Here is a 22,148-nt window from a genome sequence, read left to right as displayed (position 1 = left end):
TATGGTCTTTTTTATTTTCATATTATTTAAAAAATCTCTCTAATATAATGCGTGTTTCAATATATTCCACATTGATATTTCTTGCATAATCTGACATATTCTGATCAAAGGTAATAACTTCAAAAAATTGTTTTTCAAATTCCTGTTTTTCGTTTTCCGTACAATATGCATATATGATTTTGGGTTTGAGAATTTTTGCAGAATAAAAAGCTACCATAATATTTCTCAAAATATTTTGATCATTTTCGATATTCATCCCAAAAATGAGATATGTTTCAATTCTTTTTTTATTTGTTTCATCAGTAATAATTTCTGGTTCTAATTCTATTCTTTTGTTAATGGTGCTTAACTTGGACGAAAATTTAGCAATAATTGGGTAAAGTGTTTTATTAATGAAGTAATCCCCTATCATTATATCTGAACAGCTTACTGTTTCATTATTTTCGATAATTGAAAAACTTTGATAATATACATATTCTATTTTATCTAATATGTAACTCCCATGGAGGTGTTTAATATCTTTTCTTCCTGTTATCTTTTCAATCAAGTGATCATAATTTAATGTAAAAATTGTTTGAAATGAATTTAAAAACACATTAATTTTTTTATTATCTATCTTTGATATTTTGTCACATCTTTCTAAATTTGTAGCCTTTCCAGAATTATAAATAGCTAAACTGAAGAGCATTTTGAAATATATATTTAAGCCGTTAAATATCACATTTGTATGTATTTCGTTTTCTAATTCTTCTGAGAGGGTTGCTTTGCTTTTATAACCAATTTGTATTAAATTCAAAAATTTATTATTTTTTGGAAATTTGTAATAGTCTGGATCTATTTTTTTTATTGCAAAGTAAAAATAAATTAATATTGTCCAATATTCTATGTTGACACTTGAGCTACCTTTTTTAATTCCGACATCATACAAAGAAGCAAGACATGTCCATTCACTTTTTCCAAAAACCAACTCCGTTAATAATTCATTATTTTTTAAATCATCATATATCCTTGGATGGTCGACTATTGATTTTGCAAAAGCTATCCCGTCCTCAAAAATTAAATTATACTGAGTTTTTGTGATGGTTCTTAATTCATTACAAATGGCATCATAATTTTCATTACATTTTGTTGAAAAATTGATATCATTAGCTTTAATGTCATATTTCGTTTTTTTGTATAAGTCTGTGTGTGCGCAAAAAAGATTTTCAAAAACTTTAGAGAAGCCACTGTCAAAATTAATACTTATACCATTACCGCATAGTAAGGCACATTTTTTGTTTCTTAATTCTTCTTCTAATTCTTGTATGTACATGAACATATCAATATTTTTTTAATATTAACTCTTTCTTTTATTTTCTTTATTTTATATTATCTGTTCGCTTAACACAAAGTGGAGCTGTTACCTTCAGGTTTGCATTTTGCTGCCGGCAGTAACCGCCGTGTGCGAGCCGTATCAATTTTACAAATCTGTGAAATAGAGAATCAGGATTTACTAAAATAATAAAAACAAACTCGAGGATTACAAAAATAATAAAAAAGAACTCGGAATTTACAAAAATAGTAAAAAAGGAAATGAGATCGCTCTCATTTTTTAAATTTCTGATTGTAGTTTTCAATGCACGTTGCAATGATTTCTCTGGCTTCGCTTGCGCCTGACACATCCTCAATGACTGTTTTCTTGCCTTCCAACTCTTTGTAAACCTCAAAGAAATGCATCATTTCATCAGCGATGTGTTTAGGCAAATCTTTGATTTCTTTATAACCGTTATATGTCGGGTCGCCGAACGGGACGGCAATGATTTTTTCATCCTTTGAGCCGCTGTCCGTCATTGTAATAACACCGATCGGGTAGCACGAAACGATTGAGAGGGGAATCAAATTTTCACTGCATAACACAAGCACATCTAACGGATCGTTGTCATCCGCATATGTTCTCGGAATGAAGCCGTAATTTGCGGGATAATGCGTTGACGTGTACAGCACGCGGTCCATCATTAAAAGTCCCGTCTCTTTGTCAAGTTCGTATTTGATTTTGCCGCCTTTCGGAATTTCGATGCAGGCGCAAAAATTGTCCGGCAGAATTCTTTCCGCCGGCATTTTATGCCAAATATTCATGGTTTACCTCTGTTTTTGTTTTTATCTTTAATCTTTTAATCATTAATTTTGTTTTTTTTGTTTTTATTTCTGATTATTCATCCAAGTAAATTTTACCGTTGGGCAGATGAACAATTTTGTTGTCGGCAACGGCTTTATTGATGACGCCTTCAATCTTTTCTTTGACTGCGGGGCGCATAATCTTAAAGCCGAAGACTTGAGACACTTTTTTCACCAACTGGTCTTGCGGGGTTGAATACTGTGTCTTCAAAACATAAATTGTCGCCTGCAAAATTTCTTCTTCAGAAATCCAGTCGATGTTGAGCAAATCGCCCGCTCTCTTTCTGACAATGCAACCTTTCACTTTGGCCGGCCACAAGAAATTGCCGCGGACGCGGATGTAATTGGATTTTTCCGCCGATGAAATCTCGCGGATAATCATATCGCGCATCGCTTTTGTCAAACGTTTGACATCACAGCGTTGTTTGATTTCCAAAATCAATTGTTCTTTGTGAATCGGACCTTCGTGGCTGACGATTTCAACAATTTCATGTTCCATCTTATGGCGCGGAATTTCAAGCAGATTCTCGGTCGACGGCAAATCAATTTTCGTATACAAAGCGTAATCCGGAATACCGTCTTGAACCAATTGCTCGACATTCATAAGCTGCTCATCCGTGATATCGGCAGGCATTTTTCGAATGTCACCAAAGAGATTGTCGTATTCTTCATCCTCTTCATAGTCGTCCGGCTCAAGTTCGCTGTCTGTGCTGAATCCGGCAACTTCCGGCTCATTCTCGGGTTCCGGGTCGGGTTTGCTTTTTGCCCTTTCTTTTTTAGGCTTCGCAGCTTTTTCTTTTTCCGGGCGGTATTCGATGATTTCTTCGGGCGGTTCAGAAATCGTTTCTTCCTTTTCTTCTTTGATTTCCGGCTTTTCATCTTCTGAGATTTCCGGACTCGTCTCGGCTTCAGATGTTTCGGCAATTTCCGGCGGCTCTTCAACAATAGAAATCTCTTCTTCCGCTTTCTCTTCAGAATTTTCGGCAGTTTCTTCCGAAACAGGGTCGGTTTCTCCAATCAAATCTGTTTCTTCAACAGGCGCAATTTCTTCAATCGAATCGGTTTCTTCAACCGTTTCAATTTCTTCAGCAACCGGCTGTTCAACGTTTTCGGTTTCTTGCGGCTTTTCTTCTTCATCAGCCGATTCGACTTTTTCTTCTTCGGCGGCTGATTCTGCGCTTTCTTCTTCTGCTTTGTTTTTCAACGCTTCAGCTTGCTCTTCCGCTTTCTTGCGGCTTTCCGCTTCTCTTTCGTTGATAATTTGAATCATTTTTTCGATTTCTTTTTCATCCGTGACAGTCACGGTGACTTCTTCGTCATCGAATTCAAATTGAACGGGCGCTTCAATCTTTTTGGCGTTTTCTTTGGCTTTTTCAATCGCGTCAAGCAAATTCTTTTTCGCTTTCTGCGGGTTCAAATACCAGTCGGTTGACCAAACGCGGTAAAGCTGCCAGCCGAGACCTGTCAGGACGCCGTGTCTTAAACGGTCGCGGTCACGGGCAACGCGGGAATTGAAATATTGCGGACCGTCGGTTTCAATGCCGATAATGTAGTGTCCCGGAATTTCTTCGTTGACGATTGCCATGTCCATTTTATAGCCGGCGCACCCGATTTTTTGATGAATCGTGAAACCGTTTTCACGAAGGAATGTGGCAACAGATTCGTCAAAAGTCACTTCATCGGGTTCATATTCCGGCATTTTAGAAACAAAAGACTTGGTTTCGGCGTATTCCAAGAATGATTTGAGAACGCGAAGACCGGCCGGATCGTCGTCGCCGACATGCAAGTCAATGGATGTAAAGTTGGAGAAAATCACACACTTCTCACGAGCGCGTGTGAATAAAACGTTCAAACGGCGTTCTCCGCCGTCTCTGTTGAGCGGGCCGAAGTTTTTGGACAAGCGTCCTTCCTGATCAAAGCCGAAGCCGATGCTGACGAAAATCACATCTCTTTCATCGCCCTGAATCGTTTCAATGTTCTTGACCATGAAATTTTCACCGTTTTCGTTGGTGAAATATTTTTCAAAGCCGGGGCTGCTCTTGACAAGCGTTTCCACTTCTTTTTGAATGGCTTCCTGCTGCTTCACGTTAAATGTTCCGACCATCAATGTTTTGTCGGGGTGCTGAATGAAGTGGCGCATAACTTCCTGCGCGACAACACGCGCTTCTTCTCTGTTCACGCCGGTCTTTCCGCGTTCGTAAACGGAATTCTTGACATGGCGGAACTGAAGACCCATGTTTCTGTCTTCGTGAAGCGGTGACGGATAAACATATAAGTGGTTGCCGTAGAATTCATTGTTTGAAACTGCAATCAAGGATTCATGGCGGCTTCTGTAGTGCCAGCGCAGCGTTTTGTACGGGAAACTGCGTTTACAGATGTTTAAAACGCTTTCAACATCAGAATAGAAAGAGCCGTCCTCATTGTATTCATCTTCCGCTTCCAATAAATTCTCAAAGAATGTTGTCGGCGGCAGCTGTTTGGAGTCGCCCATCACAACCACCTGGCGACCGCGGAGCAATGCGCCGAGCGCGTCCTCAGGTCTCACCTGACTGGCCTCATCGAAAATAACGACATCAAATGACGTGTTTTGAGGTTCCAAATATTGCGCGATTGAAAGCGAACTCATCATGAAACACGGCTTGATTTTTTGAATCAATCCGCCGGCGCTTGACATCAAACGGCGGATCGGCATGTGCGCTTTCTTCTTGTTGAATTCGTTTAAGAGAATGCCGGCTTCAGATTCTCTGGACGCGCCGACATAAATCTGCGGCATACGCTTGTAAATTTCGGCATTGACGCGTTCTCTGTTTTTGACAATGACTTTTTCATCCAACTCCGAAAATTTATGAATTTTATTCTCATGAACTTCTTTGATAAACGTCGAAAGAACACGCTTTTTCATGAATTCCGCGCGAAGAACGCCATCGGCATAATTTCCTTTAAAGGTCTGAATCAAATCTTCCGGCAAAATCTCGTTTTCATTAATGTAGGGAACCATCGGCGCGGCAACGGTTTCCAAACAGTTTTCGCGGTAAATCAAAAATTGGCTCCAAAGAACCAATGACGGAAGCTCGCTGTTCCAAACTTGCAGAATATTGCTGAGTTGCTTTGCGGAAAGCGTTTCTCTAAAAACGTTTCCGGTCGCTTCTGTCAATTCGAACTTTCTTTTCAGCGGGACTTTCACGGCATCCTCAGGGTCGTTGGGCTCTTCCACTTTTATGAGTCCGCCGTCTTCTTCCACATTTTCGGGCGCGGCAATCTCAACTTTGGATTCTTTTTCCGGCATTATTTCTTTCACGAATTTTTCGTTGAAGAATAAATCCGGGTTAGCACCGACGATATTGGTCAGCTTCATCAAAGCGACATCCAAATACTCTTTTTCGGCTCTGATTTTCACAACGGCGTCTTCCAAGGCCGAGCCGTTAATGCCGCGTTCAATGCAGGCATATGTCTCGTCAGTGATCTTGCCACCGCTTTCCAAGACATCAAAGAGGACAATCCAATCGTAAAAACTGTCCAATCGGGCGGGGTCGGCGAGTCCTGCTTCCCAGTGGTTGCCGAAGAGAAGAATTGCTTTCTGCTTGGAGTTTTCAAGTTCGCGCTCCAAATCGTTGAATTCCTGAACCATCAAAACATCTTTTTTGATGTCGGCATCGCTCTTGTCAGTGCGTTTAATGTAGCAATTCTGAATTTTCGTTTTAGACTCTTTAAAGGCGCTGTCCATGAATTTCAAGAACTTTCCGGCCTTTTTCAAATAAGCGTCAATGTCTTCTTCAAAGATTTGTGATGTGAATATGTCTTCAATCTGCTGCTCCAATTCATTATAGCGGCGCGCTTTTTTCATCAATTCCTTTTGTGTGCCGCGCTCTTTGACGCTCTGATTTTTCAAAACATCTTGGCTGATTTTCGGCGCGTTTTGGAATGTTTCAATCTGACCGATGAATTCTTCCAATTCGTTGATTGAAGCCGGCGGCTGAAGTCCGGTTTCCGTAACAATTGTCTCCACGCTTTCGCTGATTATATTTGCGCGGCGGGCGGCATCTTCTAAAACTCTTTCAATATCCTGCAAATCGGGCGGCAAAATAATTCCCGGGCGAACATCGCGCCACGGATTTTCTTTCACGCCGCCGACGCCCGGGAGAGCATCGCCGATTTTTTCTAAAATGGAAACGGCTTCAGTCCATTGTTTTCTATCCCATTTTTCGGGCGCGTTGAATTCAACATGCGCCATTTTTCTTTTATTGATATTGAAATAATGTGTGACATCTTCACGGATGCCGTAAATGTCGTAAACAGTATAACCGATCGGGCCGATGGTTTGACTAAGGGTTTTTGAATATTCATTTAACTCATATTTGAGATTTTCAAGCTCAGCCAAGTCCTGCGCGTAATTCTTTTCAGCCGGTGGCTGACGTTTAAGCGTTCTGTCAAGTTCGTCCAGAACGGCTTTCTTCTGCGCTTTGTGACTGTGAATTTCTAAAACCATGTCGCCGAGGCCGATTGCATCGAGTCTCTTCTTAACGACCTGAAGCGCAGCCATCTTTTCACTGACAAACAAAACGCTTTTGCCGCTCATGAGAAGCTCGGCAATTAAATTGGTAATTGTCTGGGATTTTCCGGTTCCGGGAGGACCTTCAACAACAAGATTCCGGCCGGATTTCACATCTTCAATAACGGAAATCTGGGAGGAGTCGGCGTTAACAATATGATACACGGAATCCGTGCTTAATTTTAAATCGACTTCATTTTCGGCAAAGCCGCCGTCATAGTTATCATCGGACGGATTGAAAACCTGATTGATCAGCGGGTGCATCTCGGGACCGTGTCCTTCTGGCCAGATTTTCGGATCAAGATCTTTATACATGACGAATTTCTTGAAATCATAGAAATCAATGTTGGCCACTCTTTCAACCGACCAATCCTTTTTATCGGAAATTAAATCTTCAACGGCCTTGAGATAAAATTCAACGGCGCCTTTATCGTCAGCACCTGAAAATTCGGGAAGTTCCAAATCAAATTCCATCAATTTGGCTTTCAATGTAATGGATGCAAAAATGTCGCCGCCGGTCCACTGAACGGTAAATCTTCTTTTCGGACCGACCCGCTTGAATTCTACCGGAATTAAAATCAAAGGCGCTTTAAATGATTTTTTAGAACCGTCGGTCCATTGTAAAAATCCGGCGGCCAAATACAAAATCGGATAACCCTGTTCTTCAAAAACGGCGATGGATTGGTTGTTTGTATAAAAAAGGCGTTCTTCAAGTTCATCAGCATGGTACGGCGTTTCCAAACTGATAACCGCGCTTTCCTTTCCTTCTTTTTTCTTCATCAATCCTTTTAAAAATCCGGATTCTTCCTCTTCTTCAAGAGCTGCGGCATCAGCTTCTGTTTCTTTTCCGGCTTTTGTTTTTTTGACAGCATTCGGGTCCGCCTTAAAGCGCATCGTTTTTTCCTGAATCACCAAAATATCGTAAATCTCCGCGATATTTCCGTTTTTAATCTCAACCGTTCTTCTTTTTGACGGTTTGTAATTCAAAAGATTGTTATTCAAAGATAAATCCAATAATTTTTTTCTGAGGAGTTCGAGTTCCAATTTAACGTCAACCATGAATGATACCTTCCCAAAGGAGACTGTTAATTAATAGCCGGTGCCGATTTTTAAAAACAGTGAAACATGTTTTTCCAAACAGTTTCGATTTTTTTCTATATATTTTACAATAATAAGAATAAAAGAATAGAGAAATGCTTCTATATAAGGTTTGTTTCAAAAATCCTTGGCGGGTAAAACCGAAATTTTATTTATCAGCGGCAAACACCGCAATTTTTTCCAACTCTTTTATGATGTCAATTCCCTGAGGGCATTTCGATAAGCAAACGCCGCATTTGGTACAGTTATGCGCTTGTCTTTTTTCCCCGACCCAAGCGTATTCAGAAAGGAATCGGCTTTTATCCGGATCGCCGCGCGCGAAATATTGGTTGTATCTATCAAATACTTTCGGAATATGAACGCCCGACGGACATTCCATACAGTAGCGGCAGTAGGTACAAGGAACCGCAAAAGAGGCTCTGTACTCTCTAACGGCTTTTTCTATTGTTTCATACTCGGCTTCTGTCAGCGGCCGGAAGTCGGCGGTTGTTTCAATGTTATCTTCAAGTTGTTCCCTGTCGGACATGCCGCTGAGGACGGTTAAAACGTTCGGAAAACTTGCAGCGTATCGGATCGCCCACGACGCGACGCTTACATCAGGGTCGGCGTTTTTCAAAACATTTCTCGCTTTTTCGGTAAGGGTTGCCAGCGATCCGCCGCGGACCGGTTCCATGACAATGGTCGGAATTTTTCTCTCCGCCAAAATCTCATATTGGCGTTTTGCATCCTGAATTGTCCAGTCCAAATAATTCAGCTGAATTTGGGCGAAATCCCATTCATATTGGTCTAAAACTTTTTCCAGAAAATCAGGGCTGTCGTGGAATGAAAAACCGATGTAACGGATTTTTCCTTCGGCTTTCTTTTGTTTCAAAAAATCGTAAATTTCTAATTTCTCGGCCATTTCAAAGTGTTCTTTGTTGATGTTATGAATCAGATAAAAATCGAAATATTTTGTTTTACACTTTTGAAGCTGTTCTTCAAAGATTTTGTTGACATCCGCTTTTGTTTCGGCTCTCCAAGGCGGCATTTTGGTTGCCAGATAATAACTTTCCCGCGGATATTTTAAAAGAGCGTTTCCGATGAACGTTTCGGCTTCGCCTTCATGATACATGTAAGCGGTGTCAAAATAATTGATGCCGTTTCGAATGGCGTCATCCACCATTTCCTGTCCGGTTTCTTCGTCTATTTTTTGCGTCTCTTCAGATGCGCGCGGCAGACGCATTGTTCCGAATCCGAGGAGGGAAATTTTTTCCTTTCCTTTGAACAGCCGTGTTTCCATAGTTTCCTCTTTGTTTTTCTGATAAGTAAATGTTTCCGATTCGGAAAGAATAATAACAGTTTAATTCTATTATTCTGAAATTATTTCTTGAATTTAATTTATTTTGCAGAAACGGATGTGATACAAATGGCCGATGAATACGAAAAAATGATGAAAGAAATGCAGAAGAAAATGATGGAACAAATGGGTATTGCGATGCCTGAAGGGTTCGAAGATGCGTACGCGGAACAGGCGATGGCGCAACAGGCGGCAGCTGCTCAAATGACCGGCATGTCTCCCGATGCGCTGGCCGCTTTAATGAGCGAGGCGATGGGTGAAATGAATTTTGATTTTGAGGCAGATGCAGAGGAAGACGATTCTGACTTAATTGCTTTTATCGAAGCGAATCCTGTTCCTGCCGAATTTGACCGGTTGCTTCCGATCGGTGCTTTTTTAATCGGTACGTGGGGCGAACCGTATGAAACGCTTGCCATTACATCAAGTTCCGAAGAAGTCGCTTATGCGCTTGAAAACGGCTGGGGAATTGAATCCCGCGAAGAAGGGCTTGAAATGCTGGAATCACTTATGAAGGGAAGACATGCGAATTCCTTTAAAGGCAGACATGAAGCAATGAAAGCCGGTCGGTTTGATGAAGTCGACGGCGAAGATGTTGAAGATTACAATCTCAGTGTTGAAGGAATCACAGAAGCGTTGAGTCTTCCGAAAAATTTGGTTGATAATTGTACAACTTTGTTGGCTTGGGATTTGGAACGTGTCGGCTATCTTGCCCGATTATTTGTTAAAATCGGATATATCTCAGAAGAAGAAGCGTGGGATTGGATTCAAAAAGCGGCGGCCGAAACTAAAAACACATTCAACAGCTGGGAAGAATACATCGTTTCTCTTCTCCTCGGCCGCGGTTTTGCAATGGGCGTTGCGCCCGAACCTTACATGGTCGCGCTCGATTTGTTAACCGACAGACGTGATTTCCTGGAAAGCCGTCCGATTTCCAACCTTTAATCATTTATTTCATTTTTTTTTTTTTTTTTTTTTTTTTTTTTTTTTTTTTTTTTTTTTTTTTTTTTTTTTTTTTTTTTTTTTTTTTTTTTTTTTTTTTTTTTTTTTTTTTTTTTTTTTTTTTTTTTTCCAAATTATTTTCTTTTTCATTGCGCGGATAACCGCACAGCTTTTCGAAAAAGTTTTAAAACCGGAAATCGTTTTTCAATATTTTAAAAAAAGAGAAAGTGGAGAAAGGCGAAAACCGCCTTAATCTTCATCATCCACTTCATCGAAGTTTTTGTAACTGTCTGTTCCGATCATAGCGGCGGCAATGGAATCAATACCGTCTAACCATTCGGCGACAATGCTTTCTTCGGGGAGGATGGTTAAATATTCTTCTTCAAACGGTTCACCGCCGATGACCATCGCGCCGATATTTGCGACAATGATGAATGCGGCATCCATGTCTTCGCCTTCTTCAGCTGCGCCGGCTTCTTTAATTAATTTCTTAATGTCGGCTTTCTTGTCGTAATCTTCTAAGAAATACGCTTCAAAAGCGGCCATTGAACAGTTCAAAGAGTCTTGAACGGACATAATCATAATGTCGGCATCTTCAGAAATCGGGGGAACTTCTTCCAAAACAATATCCTGAATTGTGCCGAGAATTTCAAGCGCGCCTTCGGCATCAATTGCGCCTTTTTCAAAGCGGGCGGCGACTTTCAGGCAGGATAAAATGACATCATCCGCCATGTTCACGAAAATCATCGCGCTCTTTTCAGCTTTTTCTTCATCTTCTAAAGAAAAACCGGCTTCTTTTATTTGGGAAATCCAGTTGTCCCATCTGGCTTTTGAATAAAATTCATAATAAGGCATATTTTTTTCAGCCATTTCTTCACCTTTCTCTGTCTGTATTACACGATAAAAACGATAAAATTTATTCTAACACTAAGCTTACACGCTTAAACGTTTTTCCGTCCCTTTCGATTCCTTCAAAGACTTCTTCGACAAGGCATTTGTCTCCTTTTTCAAGTCCTCTCGGTGAAAATAATTCGATGTTGACACCGTCTTCGTTTTCTTCAACTTCTGCTTTAATCGGCATGAATGTTATTTTTGACCCTTCAATCGCTTTTTTCGAATCAATGTAAGCTTCAACGGGCGCGTTTGTCACTTCAACGGCTAAAACGCCGCCGTCGTGGAGTGCGCATTTCAAAAGATTATTATTTCGAACGGAAACGATTTCATATTTCCGGCCCGAATCCAAATTCAGACATGTGCCGCGGATATTGCATCTTTTACATTCTTCCCGTTCTCCTAAAAAGAAAAACGTTTCGCCGGATTTTGCCAAACGAGATCCGATAACTGTTATTTTTGCGGCAGCTGTCATAATTTATTCAATCCTTCTTTTACCAATCCTAACTTTAATTCACTAAATCAATTTCTTTGCATTTGAATGTTCGCCGCAAACTTTTTGAATTAAAAGATTCCGCCGCATTCTTTCATTCTGTAATAACCTTTGTTACAGCGGCGATTTTCTCTGCCGCCGAGGGTGTTAAACCGCTTCCGAGAATGGTGTATCTTTCCGGGCGAATCGTGTGTGCACGAAGCAGCGCTTCAATGATTTCTTCATCGTCAATGCCCATTTCTTTGGCAGTCGTCGGCGCGCCGATCTGAAGCAGGGCGTTTCTGATCTTTTCCCAGTCGCCGCCGTGCAAATACATCATCATGATTGATCCGACAGCGCACTGTTCACCGTGTAGCGCCGGCTTCTTGGCAATCCGATCAAGCGCATGGCTGAACATGTGTTCCGCGCCGGATGCCGGACGCGAAGAGCCTGCAACGCTCATTGCAGTGCCGCTGAGGACCAGTGATTTAACAGCGATTCTTGCCGAGCTTTCCAGTCCCGGTCGAATTAAATCCGCGGAATTTGTAATCATGTCCGCGCTCATGTAAGCCATCATCGCCGATGAGCGGCTGAACGGCTCGTTTTGGTGGCGGGAAGCCAGTTCCCAATCCAAAACTGAAGTATAATTGGAAATCACATCACCGCAGCCGGCTGCAAGCAGACGGAACGGTGCTCTTGAAATCATTTCAGTATCCGCAATCACCGCAATCGGCGCCTGGGCTTCAAAAGATTCGGATTTCCCGTCCGAATGAATTGAGGCGCGGGATGAAACAATCCCGTCATGGGAGGCGGCTGTCGGGATACTGATAAAAGGAACGTCACAGTTTTTAGAAGATAATTTTGCCAGATCAATGGATCGACCGCTTCCGATACCGAGGAAACTGTCTGCCTCGAGGGCGGCCCCTGCTTCCGTAATTTTTTGCACTTCTTCGGGAGAAGCTTTTTCAGAAACGCAGATTTCACAAACGCCGCCGTTTTCTTCAATCATTTCTTGAATTTGCCTGCCGGCAACGTCAACCGTATTTTTTCCGGTGACTAAAAACACTTTTTTGCCGATTTTCAGCTTATTCAAAACGTCGGGAACTTTGTTCAGCACGTTTTTGCCGATCAGCACTTCACGCGGAAATTCCATCCATTTCATCGCGGCCGTTTCATCTTCACGCCAGTCGTGCATTTTTTGTTCCTCATTTTTTTTAATTGTCATGATTGCAGCCTTTGCAGCTATTCAGCTTTTTCGATTTTTATGAAATATGAACTTTTAAATATAAAACCTATGGGTTACCGCATTGTATGCCGTTCTTGTAATATTTTTATAGAACCTCTCCGATTATTCTTTAAATATTTTATAAATTGTCTGTTTTCAGGCGCGGAGATTTCCGATTATGTCTTTTATTGACTCTGTTATTGCTTTCATTCAAGAGTATTATATTGATCCGATCATTCATGATTCCGGCTACAATATTTTCAACACGCTGACGTGGGCGGTTATACTCGGCATCGCCGTTTATTTCCTGATTTATTCCCTTCAGAAAATGAACATTAAAATTGATGCCAAGTCAATGGCAGCAACACTTCCGTTTGTTATTGCCGGCGCGTCTTTGCGCGTTGTCGCCGACACAGGCACGATTTCCCCGCCTTACAGTTACATTTTGATTACGCCCAACATTTATTTCTTTGTCTTTTTGGTCACAGCTTTGTGTTTAATCGCAACGCTTCTGCTTCAAAAGTTTAAGGTCGTTAAAACATTCCACCTGCCGTACGCGGCGCTCGGCTGTCTTTTCATCTTGGTCGTTTATTGGACGCTGTTTTCTGTCGGCACGGTTGCCGGTTGGTGGGTGCCGTTCGCTGTCGCCACCGTCGGAATCGGTGCCGCCGCTATTGTTTGGGTTGTTGCCAAGAAAGCCGGCAGCACACTCTTTTCCGATAAAATGAATCTGACAATTCTGGCAGCGCATTTAATGGACGCTACATCAACCGTCATCGGTATCGAAGTTTTCGGCTACGTCGAAAAACATGTTGTTCCGGCTTTCTTAATTGAATTGACGGGAACCGCGCTTGTGATGTATCCGCTGAAATTGGTTATTTTCTTTCTGGTCGTTTGGCTACTCGATAAAGTTCTTGAAAAAGCCATCGAAGGCGAAAACGACAAAGACAAAGAACAAATGGGACAAATCAAGAACGCCATCAAATTCGTGATTATTATTCTCGGGTTGGCTCCCGGCATTCGAAATTCAATTCGTTTGTTTTTCGGGATTTGATATATATCTGAAAACGCATTTTTATCCTCAAGGTTGAATCATGAAAAACTGTCAAGAAACCGAACCGGAATTCAAAGGCTTTATTGATTTCGATTACAGCATCGGAATCAAAGCCGTTGCGCCGCAATCATCTGCGCTGCGATTTTTGTCGCGCGTCTCCGGTCCGCTTTTTTGGACATTCTTTTTGTTCATGATTTTTATTTTCGTCTGCTATGCGGCTTATTTCGTATTCATCGCATTTTCGCCGATTTATCCGCAATTCTTTTCAAGCATTCTGAAAACGTTTTCTTCATTGCCGACGCCGATTTTAATTGTCGTGTCCGCGCTTATTGCTTCTCATCTCTCAATTGCCGTGTTTTTGGCCTTCTTGAATTTTGCCGTCAGCTTCGCTGATTTTTATTTGTCGGGGAAATCATTGAAAACGCATTTGCTTTCATTACTGTCGCCTGTCACCAAACCCGTTTTTTGGATCACGGTTGTTTTTTTGGCGGCATTAATCCTCAGCTACGTTTTCGGATATTTCTATCCCGAAGTTTTTGAATTTTTATTCAACTTCGGCGGCCTTCCCGAGGACGGGTCAATCAGCGTGATGTTCTATATTTTCTTCAACAACACGCGCATTGTTTTCCTGCTGATCTTTTTAGGCTTCCTGTTCGGGTTTCTGCCGGTTTCCATTATTCTTGTCAACGGATTTACCGTCGGAATCGTTGCCGAATATACCATCAAGGAAGAAGGTCTTTTGTTCCTGCTGACCGGTCTTCTGCCGCACGGAATCGTTGAAATTCCTGTCATTTTGCTCGGTGCAGGCGTCGGTTATTATTCAGGTGTTTTGGCATCGCGTACGCTTATGAAACGCATTTCCTTCGCTTCGTTCAAGCAGAGTTTTATTGACGGCACTTGGATTTTTTTCCTGATTGCCGTTCCGTTGCTCTTTATTGCAGCCGTTATTGAGGTTTATGTGACAAGCCCGCTTCTCGGTGTTATTTGGTAACCGGTGATTGCCACCGCGAGCGAACGGGGGATTCCGTAAATTCAAAAAGCGAAGAATCATCTTTCAAAATCATTGATTCAAACAATTCCTTTTTATAATTCGGACAAATACAGTTATTCTCAAATATCATCATCTCTTTTCAAATTCAAATCTCAATTCTATTTTTACTCGGAATAGTGACTTATTATGATTTCAAGAAAACAAATTCAAGAAACCGTGAATCAGTATTACAACAATCCCGACAAGATCAAAATCGGGACAATTGCTTCTCATTCCGGTTTGGATGTCTGCGACGGCGCTGTTGAAGAAGATTTTAAAACGGTCGCCTACTGCAAAAAAGGCAGAGAACAGACTTATGCAACTTATTTCAAAGCGCAGCGCGACTCAAACGGCCGCCTTCTCCGCGGCATCGTCGACGAAGCCGTTGTTTTCAACAGCTTTGATGAAATTTTAAAACCCGAAAACCAACAGAAAGCATTGGATGACAGCGTTTTAATGGTTCCGAACCGCTCACTCACCTCTTATTGCAGCATTGATGACATCGAAGACAATTTCAAAGTCCCGATGATCGGCAGCAGAAACATGCTCCGAAGCGAAGAACGCTCGGAAGCGCAGAGCTATTATTGGATTTTAGAAAAAGCCGGTCTTCCGTTCCCTGAAAAAATCGACAAACCCGAAGACATTGACGCGCTTGTGATGGTCAAACTCCCGCACGCCGTCAAAACATTAGAGCGCGGCTTCTTCTCCGCCGCCAGCTATGACGAGTTCGTTGAAAAATCAGACGCGCTTCTCAAACAAGGCGTCATCACCGAAGAAGCCTTAAAAGGCGCAAGAATCGAACGCTACATCATCGGCCCGGTTTTCAATTTCGACATGTTCTATTCTCCGATTGAAGAAGAAATGTGCCCGCTTGAAATTCTCGGCGTCGACTGGCGCTTTGAAACAAGCTTGGACGGTCACACCCGCCTCCCGGCACCGCAGCAGATGCGCCTCCAAGGCGAGCAGCTGACACCGGAATACACCGTCTGCGGCCACAATTCCGCAACGCTCAGAGAATCATTGCTTGAAAACGTCTTTGAAATGGCTGAAAAATTCGTTGAAGCCAGCAAAAAACACTATGATCCGGGAATCATCGGTCCGTTCTGTCTCCAAACATGTGTTGACAAAGACTTGAATTTCTACATCTATGACGTTGCCCCGCGCGTCGGCGGCGGCACCAATGTTCACATGTCCGTCGGACACCCGTACGGCAACACTCTTTGGAGAAAACCGATGAGCACCGGACGCAGAGTTGCTTATGAAGTGAGAAGAGCATTGGAAAAGGACAGATTGGAAGATATTGTGACATAATTTTTCAATTGTTTTTCAAAAAGAGGCTGTTTACCGGCCTTCACTTTTCTTTTTTATATTTCCTTTTTGTAATCTGTTTTTTAAATCAGTATAAGTATAAAATCAGCGAGGCGAAGAAATGAAAGATATTTTAGTTGATGTGAGGCGAAATTTATTGGAAAAGGATTTCATTCAAGTCGATTTGCTGACATGGGGAATGAAAAAAGAAGCTTCCCTTTCCATTCATCGTGAAAATGTCTTTTTCGGAATGAAAGGCGAAGAATTCATGATTCTTCCTTTTGTTGATTTTAATACGATATTGTATGATCAGGTCAAATATTACAAAAAAGGGGAGATTGAAATTAAATTTTCTTCTTTCTTCGGAATTTTTAAAGTTACTTTTAAAGACGGCAGCAAAAAGTATACTCTCCCGGCCGGGCGTGAGGATATTAAAAAGATTATTTCAATGTTTTATGGTTGAGATGCAAAAATCGTTCAATATAATGATCCTGAAATCTTTGACTATTCGACAATATATGGTTGAATAAATAATATGTAACATGGTTCAGGCTTTGAGGAATAGACAATATTTGACTTGAAATTGGAACGATTCTTTTTGGTTTTTATTATAATATAAATCATGGCAAACATCATGTTCTAATAGTTTTATCGTAAATTAGAAAAAAGTGAACCGTTATGAAACTTCAATCAAATTATAATTCTATGGTTCAGTCTGCAGCAATGTGTCCGGATGATACTAACTTAAAATTGATTATTCGCCATTCAATTCGTCCGGAAATTAAGACGATTGATCAAAATGTTTCATTAACCGAGGATGGAGAAATACTTGCGTACCAACTCGGTATGTCTCTTGATATTCCGCTCGGTTCATTAGTATGCAGTCCTTCAATACGATGTAAACAGACATGTGAAGAAATAGTGAGGGGCTATTCTGAGCAAAATTAGTTGTCAATTGCTTGTTTTAATATTCGAGAGTCTGCTCTGTTAATGGATTCTCATGTTATAGATGGAAACAAAAGTCAACAAAACTTCATTGATTTGGGGAATCACGGATTATTAAAAAAATATGCATGCGGAGATAAATTGGATGGGCAATACGGTTTATCTGATTCAGTTGAACCAATCCTTAATTTTATTTTTGAAATTGGTAATTCTTCTTCCACTATTGATGTCTTTTGTACCCACGATTTCCAAATAATGCTATTTTTATTATACATTTATGGGTGTGAACAATCAAATCAAGATCAAATATGGAATAGCTGGCCACAAATGCTGGAAGGACTTTTTTTATGGGGTGATAAAAATCATTTTTGGGCTTGTTGGCGCGGTGAAATAAAAGAGGTTATTATGAAGGATTTTTGAATCCGGTGAGAATTAAAATTCCAAACTCATAAAGGTTGAATAATTTTTAATTCTCGACTCAGATCTGATTTTAAAGATTTTTACTTTGAATGTTTTATCTTCATCTATTATTATATTCGTATTTCAGTATGGGCATGTTGGGGTTTCAATGATATTCTGTTCTTTCCAATTTTCAAAGTTGAAAAACGGGTTAAATTTGTTGATATTTTGTTCAAACGGTAACCTTTCTGATAAATAATGTAGATTTCCCTCTATGAGTTCTTCTGTGATCTTTTTAATGAGTGTCACGTCATGACGACATTGTTTTTTCAATTCGCATCTCGTAAACTCTTTTTTAACATATTTCTGCTCATTACCTGTCAGTATACACAATTTATTTAAGGACAGAGTTTCTCCAATGAGGCTCTTGAAAACTAATTGCAAGTCCAGAATCTTATCCTCTTTAATATGTATTCCATAATTCCTGAGAGTTTTCAGGTCATTACTTTTTCCAAAGAAAACAACAGAGCTCGCACTCTAAATAATATGGGATAAATTTTTGGTGTTGTTTTCTTTCAGCCATACTGTTTCTTTCAAATTGCCATATGTCGGATTCGTTTGTTCTAAACAGACAACAGGGTTTGTAATGCCGCCGTCAACGTCTATGTATACTATGTTAGGGTTAGTTTGGTTCATTTTAATCACTTTATGTGATTTGATCCGGGGCAACTTACACCGAAGTAAATTAACCCCGGATCATGAACGTGGAATCGCCTGGAATCCACACATGACTACAATATGCCCTTTACAAATCTTTTTAATTCGATTTTATAATTTTATGTATATCTTTTTACAAAAACTCCTTCATAATTTTGAATTATGCCGTCACTTAACTCACAGATGGAATTGTCGTGATCCGGAATCTCAAGATATTTTTTTTCCAATATTTCAATCTTTGTGCCTTTCAGATGCATCTCTTTTCTGCCTATGTCAAATCGCAAAGTCCCATCCTTTCCCGTTGAGGTGAGTCTAAATTGTCCATAGTTATATAAGTCCCTCAAAGCCTCTTTCCAAAACTCATGGCTGTTTTCATCGATTATCTTTGTTTCTTTCTCAAATGTAAACATTATTTTTTTAGGGGGAAGGAATGAGATAGAAATATCCTCATCTGAATATAGTGCCACAGGCTGACCCTCGCTTTTATTGCATATCTTTTTAACTCTTTTTTCGGGACCAATGTGTGTTACGAAACACATATCTTCGCCTTCTGAAACAACATATGAAAACGATTCCGGACCCGCATACAAAGATATCATCTTTTTTTCTCGTTGAAATTGACCTCTGTTCCGTGACACCATATCTTCAATTTCATCATTAGGTACGTTTCCAAAGGATACCCATGGCTGCCATCCTGTCAATCCGTTGATTATAATCTCCTCTTTATCATTTGCCTGTATTATGCGTGTTCGGTATTTCATTTGTTCATAAACATCATCGGGTTTTTCTTGAATCGGTTGCTGTATGATGTATGTTCCATTGACATTATATGCAGATACTGACCATAAACAATTTCGAAGGATGTCTTTTTCATTCTCTCCTTCATATGTCACAAGTTCAAGCATGATTTTTTTAGGATTGAGAATTCTGCCATATGATAAAGTTCCGACAATAGTTTCTATGTTTATCCATATAGGCGGATTATCTTCTTTGACCCCTTTTAACGGAGAAATACATGGAAATACAGGTTTTCTTTTCTTTTCTCCACATATGCGAATTGGAAACAGAAGAACATCTCCTTCTTCTATATTATGGGACGAGTCGATGCCTGTAATCACATTTGTGTAATACGAAATATCAGATGCTATTTCGGGGAGTTCCGGTAGGTCGGGGAATTGTCGCAGTTGCTGCTTTAGGTTCTCAGTATTAATCATTCCGTAATTCAATACGTTATGATACATGTTCCAGTTGAATGCTGGTTTTACTTCTGAGAGTTTTTTCATTTTTTTGTTATAGGTAGCTGCAGAAACTATTTGGCAATCAGTATTCATCTCAGCCACACGTATTTCATTTTCATCAATTTTTTCAAGAATTCTTCCATGAATTATATTTTTATCAGAGGGGTATCTTGCTCCGGTAGAAATATCCCACGATAGGACAACGGGAGGTTCTGCGGAGGAGTTAGAACTTTTCATATCCACTACGATAAATTTGCCGTCATCTAATGAGAATACTTTTGAGGTTTTTCCAATCGCATATCCTGGCAATCCGTACAATTGCCCTTCTGATTGATTCACTTTGTATTTTGTTTTTGATCCTGTCTCCGAGTCCATAACTCGAAGTTGCGGTCTCCAATCAAAACCGGAATCGTCTATACTCTCTTGTTCATCCTCTTTGTTTACCTTTTCGTATTCATTCGTAGATATTATATATTTTTCATCATCCAAAGGCGTCATTGAGGCATCAAGTTTATCAATACTTGGGATGACCACTTTTATGCTTTTCATCCCTTCTTTTATTATCCTCATTGAATCGATTTTAGTCAACCAGTCTCTAATAACCACCGTTGTATCTTTTATATCTATTTTTAAAGAATGCTTCAAATCTTGATATGTATATTTATCAAGAGCAGCTTTTTCAAATACATCAACATGCCCATCCTCAGGGTGCAGCCGTGCAAATCGGATTGTTATTTTTTTTTGATCTCTTTCGTTTTCTTCTATTCTGATTAATGATATTTTCCCATCATAGGTTGTGCCCAAAGATTGCCAATTATCCAAATAAATGAGTTTTTTTCGTTTTATGTCAGAGCCGTCGATTTCGGAAACACAAATTTGTTCATTATCTACCCAATAAATTTTATTTGAAAAAATACATATGCTGTTGATACTTGATGGGATGATACTATTAATCGGAACAATTTTTTGCATCGGTGCTGATTGAATAAAGACTTTCTTCGGCTGACTTTTTCCTATAATCAAACTCGTTTCTTTCCCTATGACATAAATCTTAGGCCAATCTGACCCTGTGATCTTTATCTCATTTAAAGAACAGTCAAAAATCGGTTCATTTTCGGCAATCTTTACAACACTTTTTGAAAATGGGTTGACACAATACAGATTATTCTCTCCGTCTAAATAATATTCTTTTGATGGATCGTCTGCTTTGATTTTCTTATATTCATGATTGTTGAAAGTTACGAATTTGATTAAGGATGCATCTTTTATTGTAACAGTTTCTCCGGTTTCTCTGAAATACATTTTTCGATTTTCATGGTCTTTAGGATAGATTCCATAACGATTCTCTTTCTGAAACTTACTGTCCAAGTTATCTGCCGAAATTTTTTCATATTCTTCCATAAATTCGGGGGGAACTTTTTGAAATCTGTTAAATGTTGGTTGATCTTCAAAGACATATTCCCGGTAATTCCATTTTATGATGGTCTCATCCTCATATGCTAATTCAAAACCAATAATCGAATCCGAATTTGTTATGTATACTCTCTGATTGTCTCCTGCTTCTTTATAATTCAAATCGTTGTATCTTTTTTTAAGATCTGATGTGATTTCATTAATCTTTGATTTGTTTGCTTTAACATTCATATCCTTGAGCCACTCTGGAAGAATGCGTATTTGTTTCACATCAAGGGTATCAGATATAATATAATCTAATTTTTCATGCCATGCATTAGCATTTATAATGAGATTTTCATTTTCTATTTCCAATTTAAAGTCTCGAAAATTCGACTTATTTTTGAAATTTAATGGAGATATTACACTATCTGGTTCAATTATCTCCACTATTTCCTCTCCTATTTTTAGAATTACACCTGCTGTCAGAACATAGAATTGTCCATTTTTGAATAGAGGCTCAGGATTCCAAAGCGAAACCTCAGCTTCTTTATTCAATAATTCCTTCCCTGACTCAACGTCTAATTCGACAATGGTTCCTTTTCTTCCTCCATAACTGCCATTGAGCAAAAGAATTTTTGTTCCGCAGTCATTTAAACAAACGGCTGGTGCAGAATGATCTAAATAAATAGTCTTCTTGTCAACAAAGTCATATACACAGATCTCTTTCTCTTTTTTCTGATAAGTTATTCTTCTGCTGTCAGTCGACCAGGATAATGTCTTTTCCGTGACATATTCATCCACTATCTCTGATATCAGAAGACTTAATTCGGCAATATCCCATATTTGAAGATTACCATTTTTAAGTTGACTATTCCAATACAGTATTGCTATTTTTGAAGAATCCGGAGAGAATGAGACGGCAGAGATGCTCATGTTTTTCTCTTTTTCATGATTAATCAGCTTTGTCCAAACAAAAAACTCTTTGGTCGGAAGTAATGTAATACTGCTGCCGAAATCAAAACATGCTATGAATTTTCCATCCGGTGAAAGCTTAATCTCATTTCCAGTGAAAACAGGTGCGCCGGAGGATTCATACTGCGGAATAAATCCCTTTTGTCTGCACACGTCCATGATTTTTTGACTTATGTTTTTCCTTGCAAGCGAAGTCATAGAGTTGAGGTATTTCAGTCTAAAATCGATTGCTGACATCAGGGCAAGTTCATTCATTTGGCGGTGTGAGTCATCCTCACACCCTTTATTTTCCTCTAAACGTCTTTCAATTAATTTCAGAAACCATTCATCGTCCTTAATTTTAGGTATCAAATTATCAGACATTGTTTTCTCCTCCTGTTAAATTGTTATTGTAGTTTGCTGCTTCTATCTCTATTGTTTTTCTCA

16 protein-coding genes are annotated in these 22,148 nt (G+C 39.8%); 6 read left to right on the top strand and 10 right to left on the bottom strand.

The annotated features are described in order from the left end of the window. Nucleotides 1–22: 22 nt before the first annotated feature. The 4 genes from C7391_RS01640 to C7391_RS01625 form a co-directional block, all read right to left on the bottom strand. Nucleotides 23–1,312, bottom strand: a complete 1,290-nt coding sequence (locus C7391_RS01640) for a hypothetical protein (RefSeq protein WP_133516793.1) — start codon at nucleotides 1,310–1,312, stop codon at nucleotides 23–25. A 272-nt stretch (nucleotides 1,313–1,584) separates the two neighbouring features. Next, nucleotides 1,585–2,115 carry an inorganic diphosphatase gene (locus C7391_RS01635; RefSeq protein ID WP_133516792.1) on the bottom strand — a complete coding sequence of 177 codons (531 nt, stop codon included), beginning with the start codon at nucleotides 2,113–2,115 and terminating at the stop codon, nucleotides 1,585–1,587. 73 nt (nucleotides 2,116–2,188) lie between these two features. Beyond that, the gene (locus C7391_RS01630) at nucleotides 2,189–7,762 is read right to left on the bottom strand and encodes a DUF4011 domain-containing protein (protein ID WP_133516791.1); all 5,574 of its coding nucleotides are present in this window, start codon (nucleotides 7,760–7,762) and stop codon (nucleotides 2,189–2,191) included. Nucleotides 7,763–7,949: 187 nt separating this feature from the next. Beyond that, on the bottom strand, nucleotides 7,950–9,080 hold the full coding sequence (locus tag C7391_RS01625; protein WP_133516790.1) for an aldo/keto reductase: 1,131 nt from the start codon (nucleotides 9,078–9,080) through the stop codon (nucleotides 7,950–7,952). Nucleotides 9,081–9,206: 126 nt separating this feature from the next. Here C7391_RS01625 and C7391_RS01620 point away from each other — a divergent pair, with 126 nt between their 5' ends. Next, nucleotides 9,207–10,079 (top strand): DUF1266 domain-containing protein, encoded by an 873-nt coding sequence (locus C7391_RS01620; protein WP_133516789.1) that lies wholly within the window; start codon nucleotides 9,207–9,209, stop codon nucleotides 10,077–10,079. A gap of 9 nt (nucleotides 10,080–10,088) precedes the next feature. Here the strand turns inward: C7391_RS01620 and C7391_RS08210 are convergent, their stop codons facing one another. The 4 genes from C7391_RS08210 to C7391_RS01605 form a co-directional block, all read right to left on the bottom strand. Next, nucleotides 10,089–10,226 (bottom strand): hypothetical protein, encoded by a 138-nt coding sequence (locus C7391_RS08210; protein WP_166627354.1) that lies wholly within the window; start codon nucleotides 10,224–10,226, stop codon nucleotides 10,089–10,091. Between the two features lie 99 nt (nucleotides 10,227–10,325). After that, complete coding sequence (locus C7391_RS01615; RefSeq protein ID WP_133516788.1) at nucleotides 10,326–10,946, bottom strand: DUF2150 family protein; 621 nt, start codon at nucleotides 10,944–10,946, stop codon at nucleotides 10,326–10,328. A gap of 46 nt (nucleotides 10,947–10,992) precedes the next feature. After that, nucleotides 10,993–11,442 carry a UPF0179 family protein gene (locus C7391_RS01610; RefSeq protein ID WP_133516787.1) on the bottom strand — a complete coding sequence of 150 codons (450 nt, stop codon included), beginning with the start codon at nucleotides 11,440–11,442 and terminating at the stop codon, nucleotides 10,993–10,995. Nucleotides 11,443–11,554: 112 nt separating this feature from the next. Continuing rightward, entirely contained in the window at nucleotides 11,555–12,601 is a 1,047-nt protein-coding gene (locus tag C7391_RS01605; protein ID WP_394343200.1) for an NAD(P)-dependent glycerol-1-phosphate dehydrogenase, read from the bottom strand. A gap of 241 nt (nucleotides 12,602–12,842) precedes the next feature. Between C7391_RS01605 and C7391_RS01600 the strand changes: the two genes are divergently transcribed. From C7391_RS01600 to C7391_RS01580, 5 genes are all read left to right on the top strand, one after another. Continuing rightward, a complete protein-coding gene (locus tag C7391_RS01600; RefSeq protein ID WP_133516786.1) occupies nucleotides 12,843–13,718 on the top strand; it encodes a DUF63 family protein in 876 nt (291 codons plus the stop codon). Between the two features lie 40 nt (nucleotides 13,719–13,758). After that, on the top strand, nucleotides 13,759–14,709 hold the full coding sequence (locus tag C7391_RS01595; protein ID WP_133516785.1) for a stage II sporulation protein M: 951 nt from the start codon (nucleotides 13,759–13,761) through the stop codon (nucleotides 14,707–14,709). 186 nt (nucleotides 14,710–14,895) lie between these two features. Further along, nucleotides 14,896–16,059, top strand: a complete 1,164-nt coding sequence (locus C7391_RS01590; RefSeq protein ID WP_133516784.1) for a formate--phosphoribosylaminoimidazolecarboxamide ligase family protein — start codon at nucleotides 14,896–14,898, stop codon at nucleotides 16,057–16,059. Nucleotides 16,060–16,177: 118 nt separating this feature from the next. Next, on the top strand, nucleotides 16,178–16,519 hold the full coding sequence (locus C7391_RS01585; RefSeq protein ID WP_133516783.1) for a hypothetical protein: 342 nt from the start codon (nucleotides 16,178–16,180) through the stop codon (nucleotides 16,517–16,519). Nucleotides 16,520–17,004: 485 nt separating this feature from the next. Continuing rightward, complete coding sequence (locus C7391_RS01580; RefSeq protein WP_133516782.1) at nucleotides 17,005–17,421, top strand: hypothetical protein; 417 nt, start codon at nucleotides 17,005–17,007, stop codon at nucleotides 17,419–17,421. A gap of 516 nt (nucleotides 17,422–17,937) precedes the next feature. Here C7391_RS01580 and C7391_RS08205 read toward each other — a convergent pair. Beyond that, nucleotides 17,938–18,096, bottom strand: coding sequence for a hypothetical protein (locus C7391_RS08205; RefSeq protein WP_166627353.1), 159 nt, complete (start codon nucleotides 18,094–18,096; stop codon nucleotides 17,938–17,940). A 140-nt stretch (nucleotides 18,097–18,236) separates the two neighbouring features. Then, nucleotides 18,237–22,085 (bottom strand): WD40 repeat domain-containing protein, encoded by a 3,849-nt coding sequence (locus C7391_RS01575; RefSeq protein ID WP_133516781.1) that lies wholly within the window; start codon nucleotides 22,083–22,085, stop codon nucleotides 18,237–18,239. Nucleotides 22,086–22,148: the final 63 nt, after the last annotated feature.

The sequence above is a fragment of the Methanimicrococcus blatticola genome (assembly GCF_004363215.1).
GTDB classification, from domain to species: Archaea; Halobacteriota; Methanosarcinia; order Methanosarcinales; family Methanosarcinaceae; genus Methanimicrococcus; species Methanimicrococcus blatticola.
The sequence above is the reverse complement of the archived record's forward strand: the minus strand, read 5'-3'. Positions and strand labels throughout refer to the sequence as shown.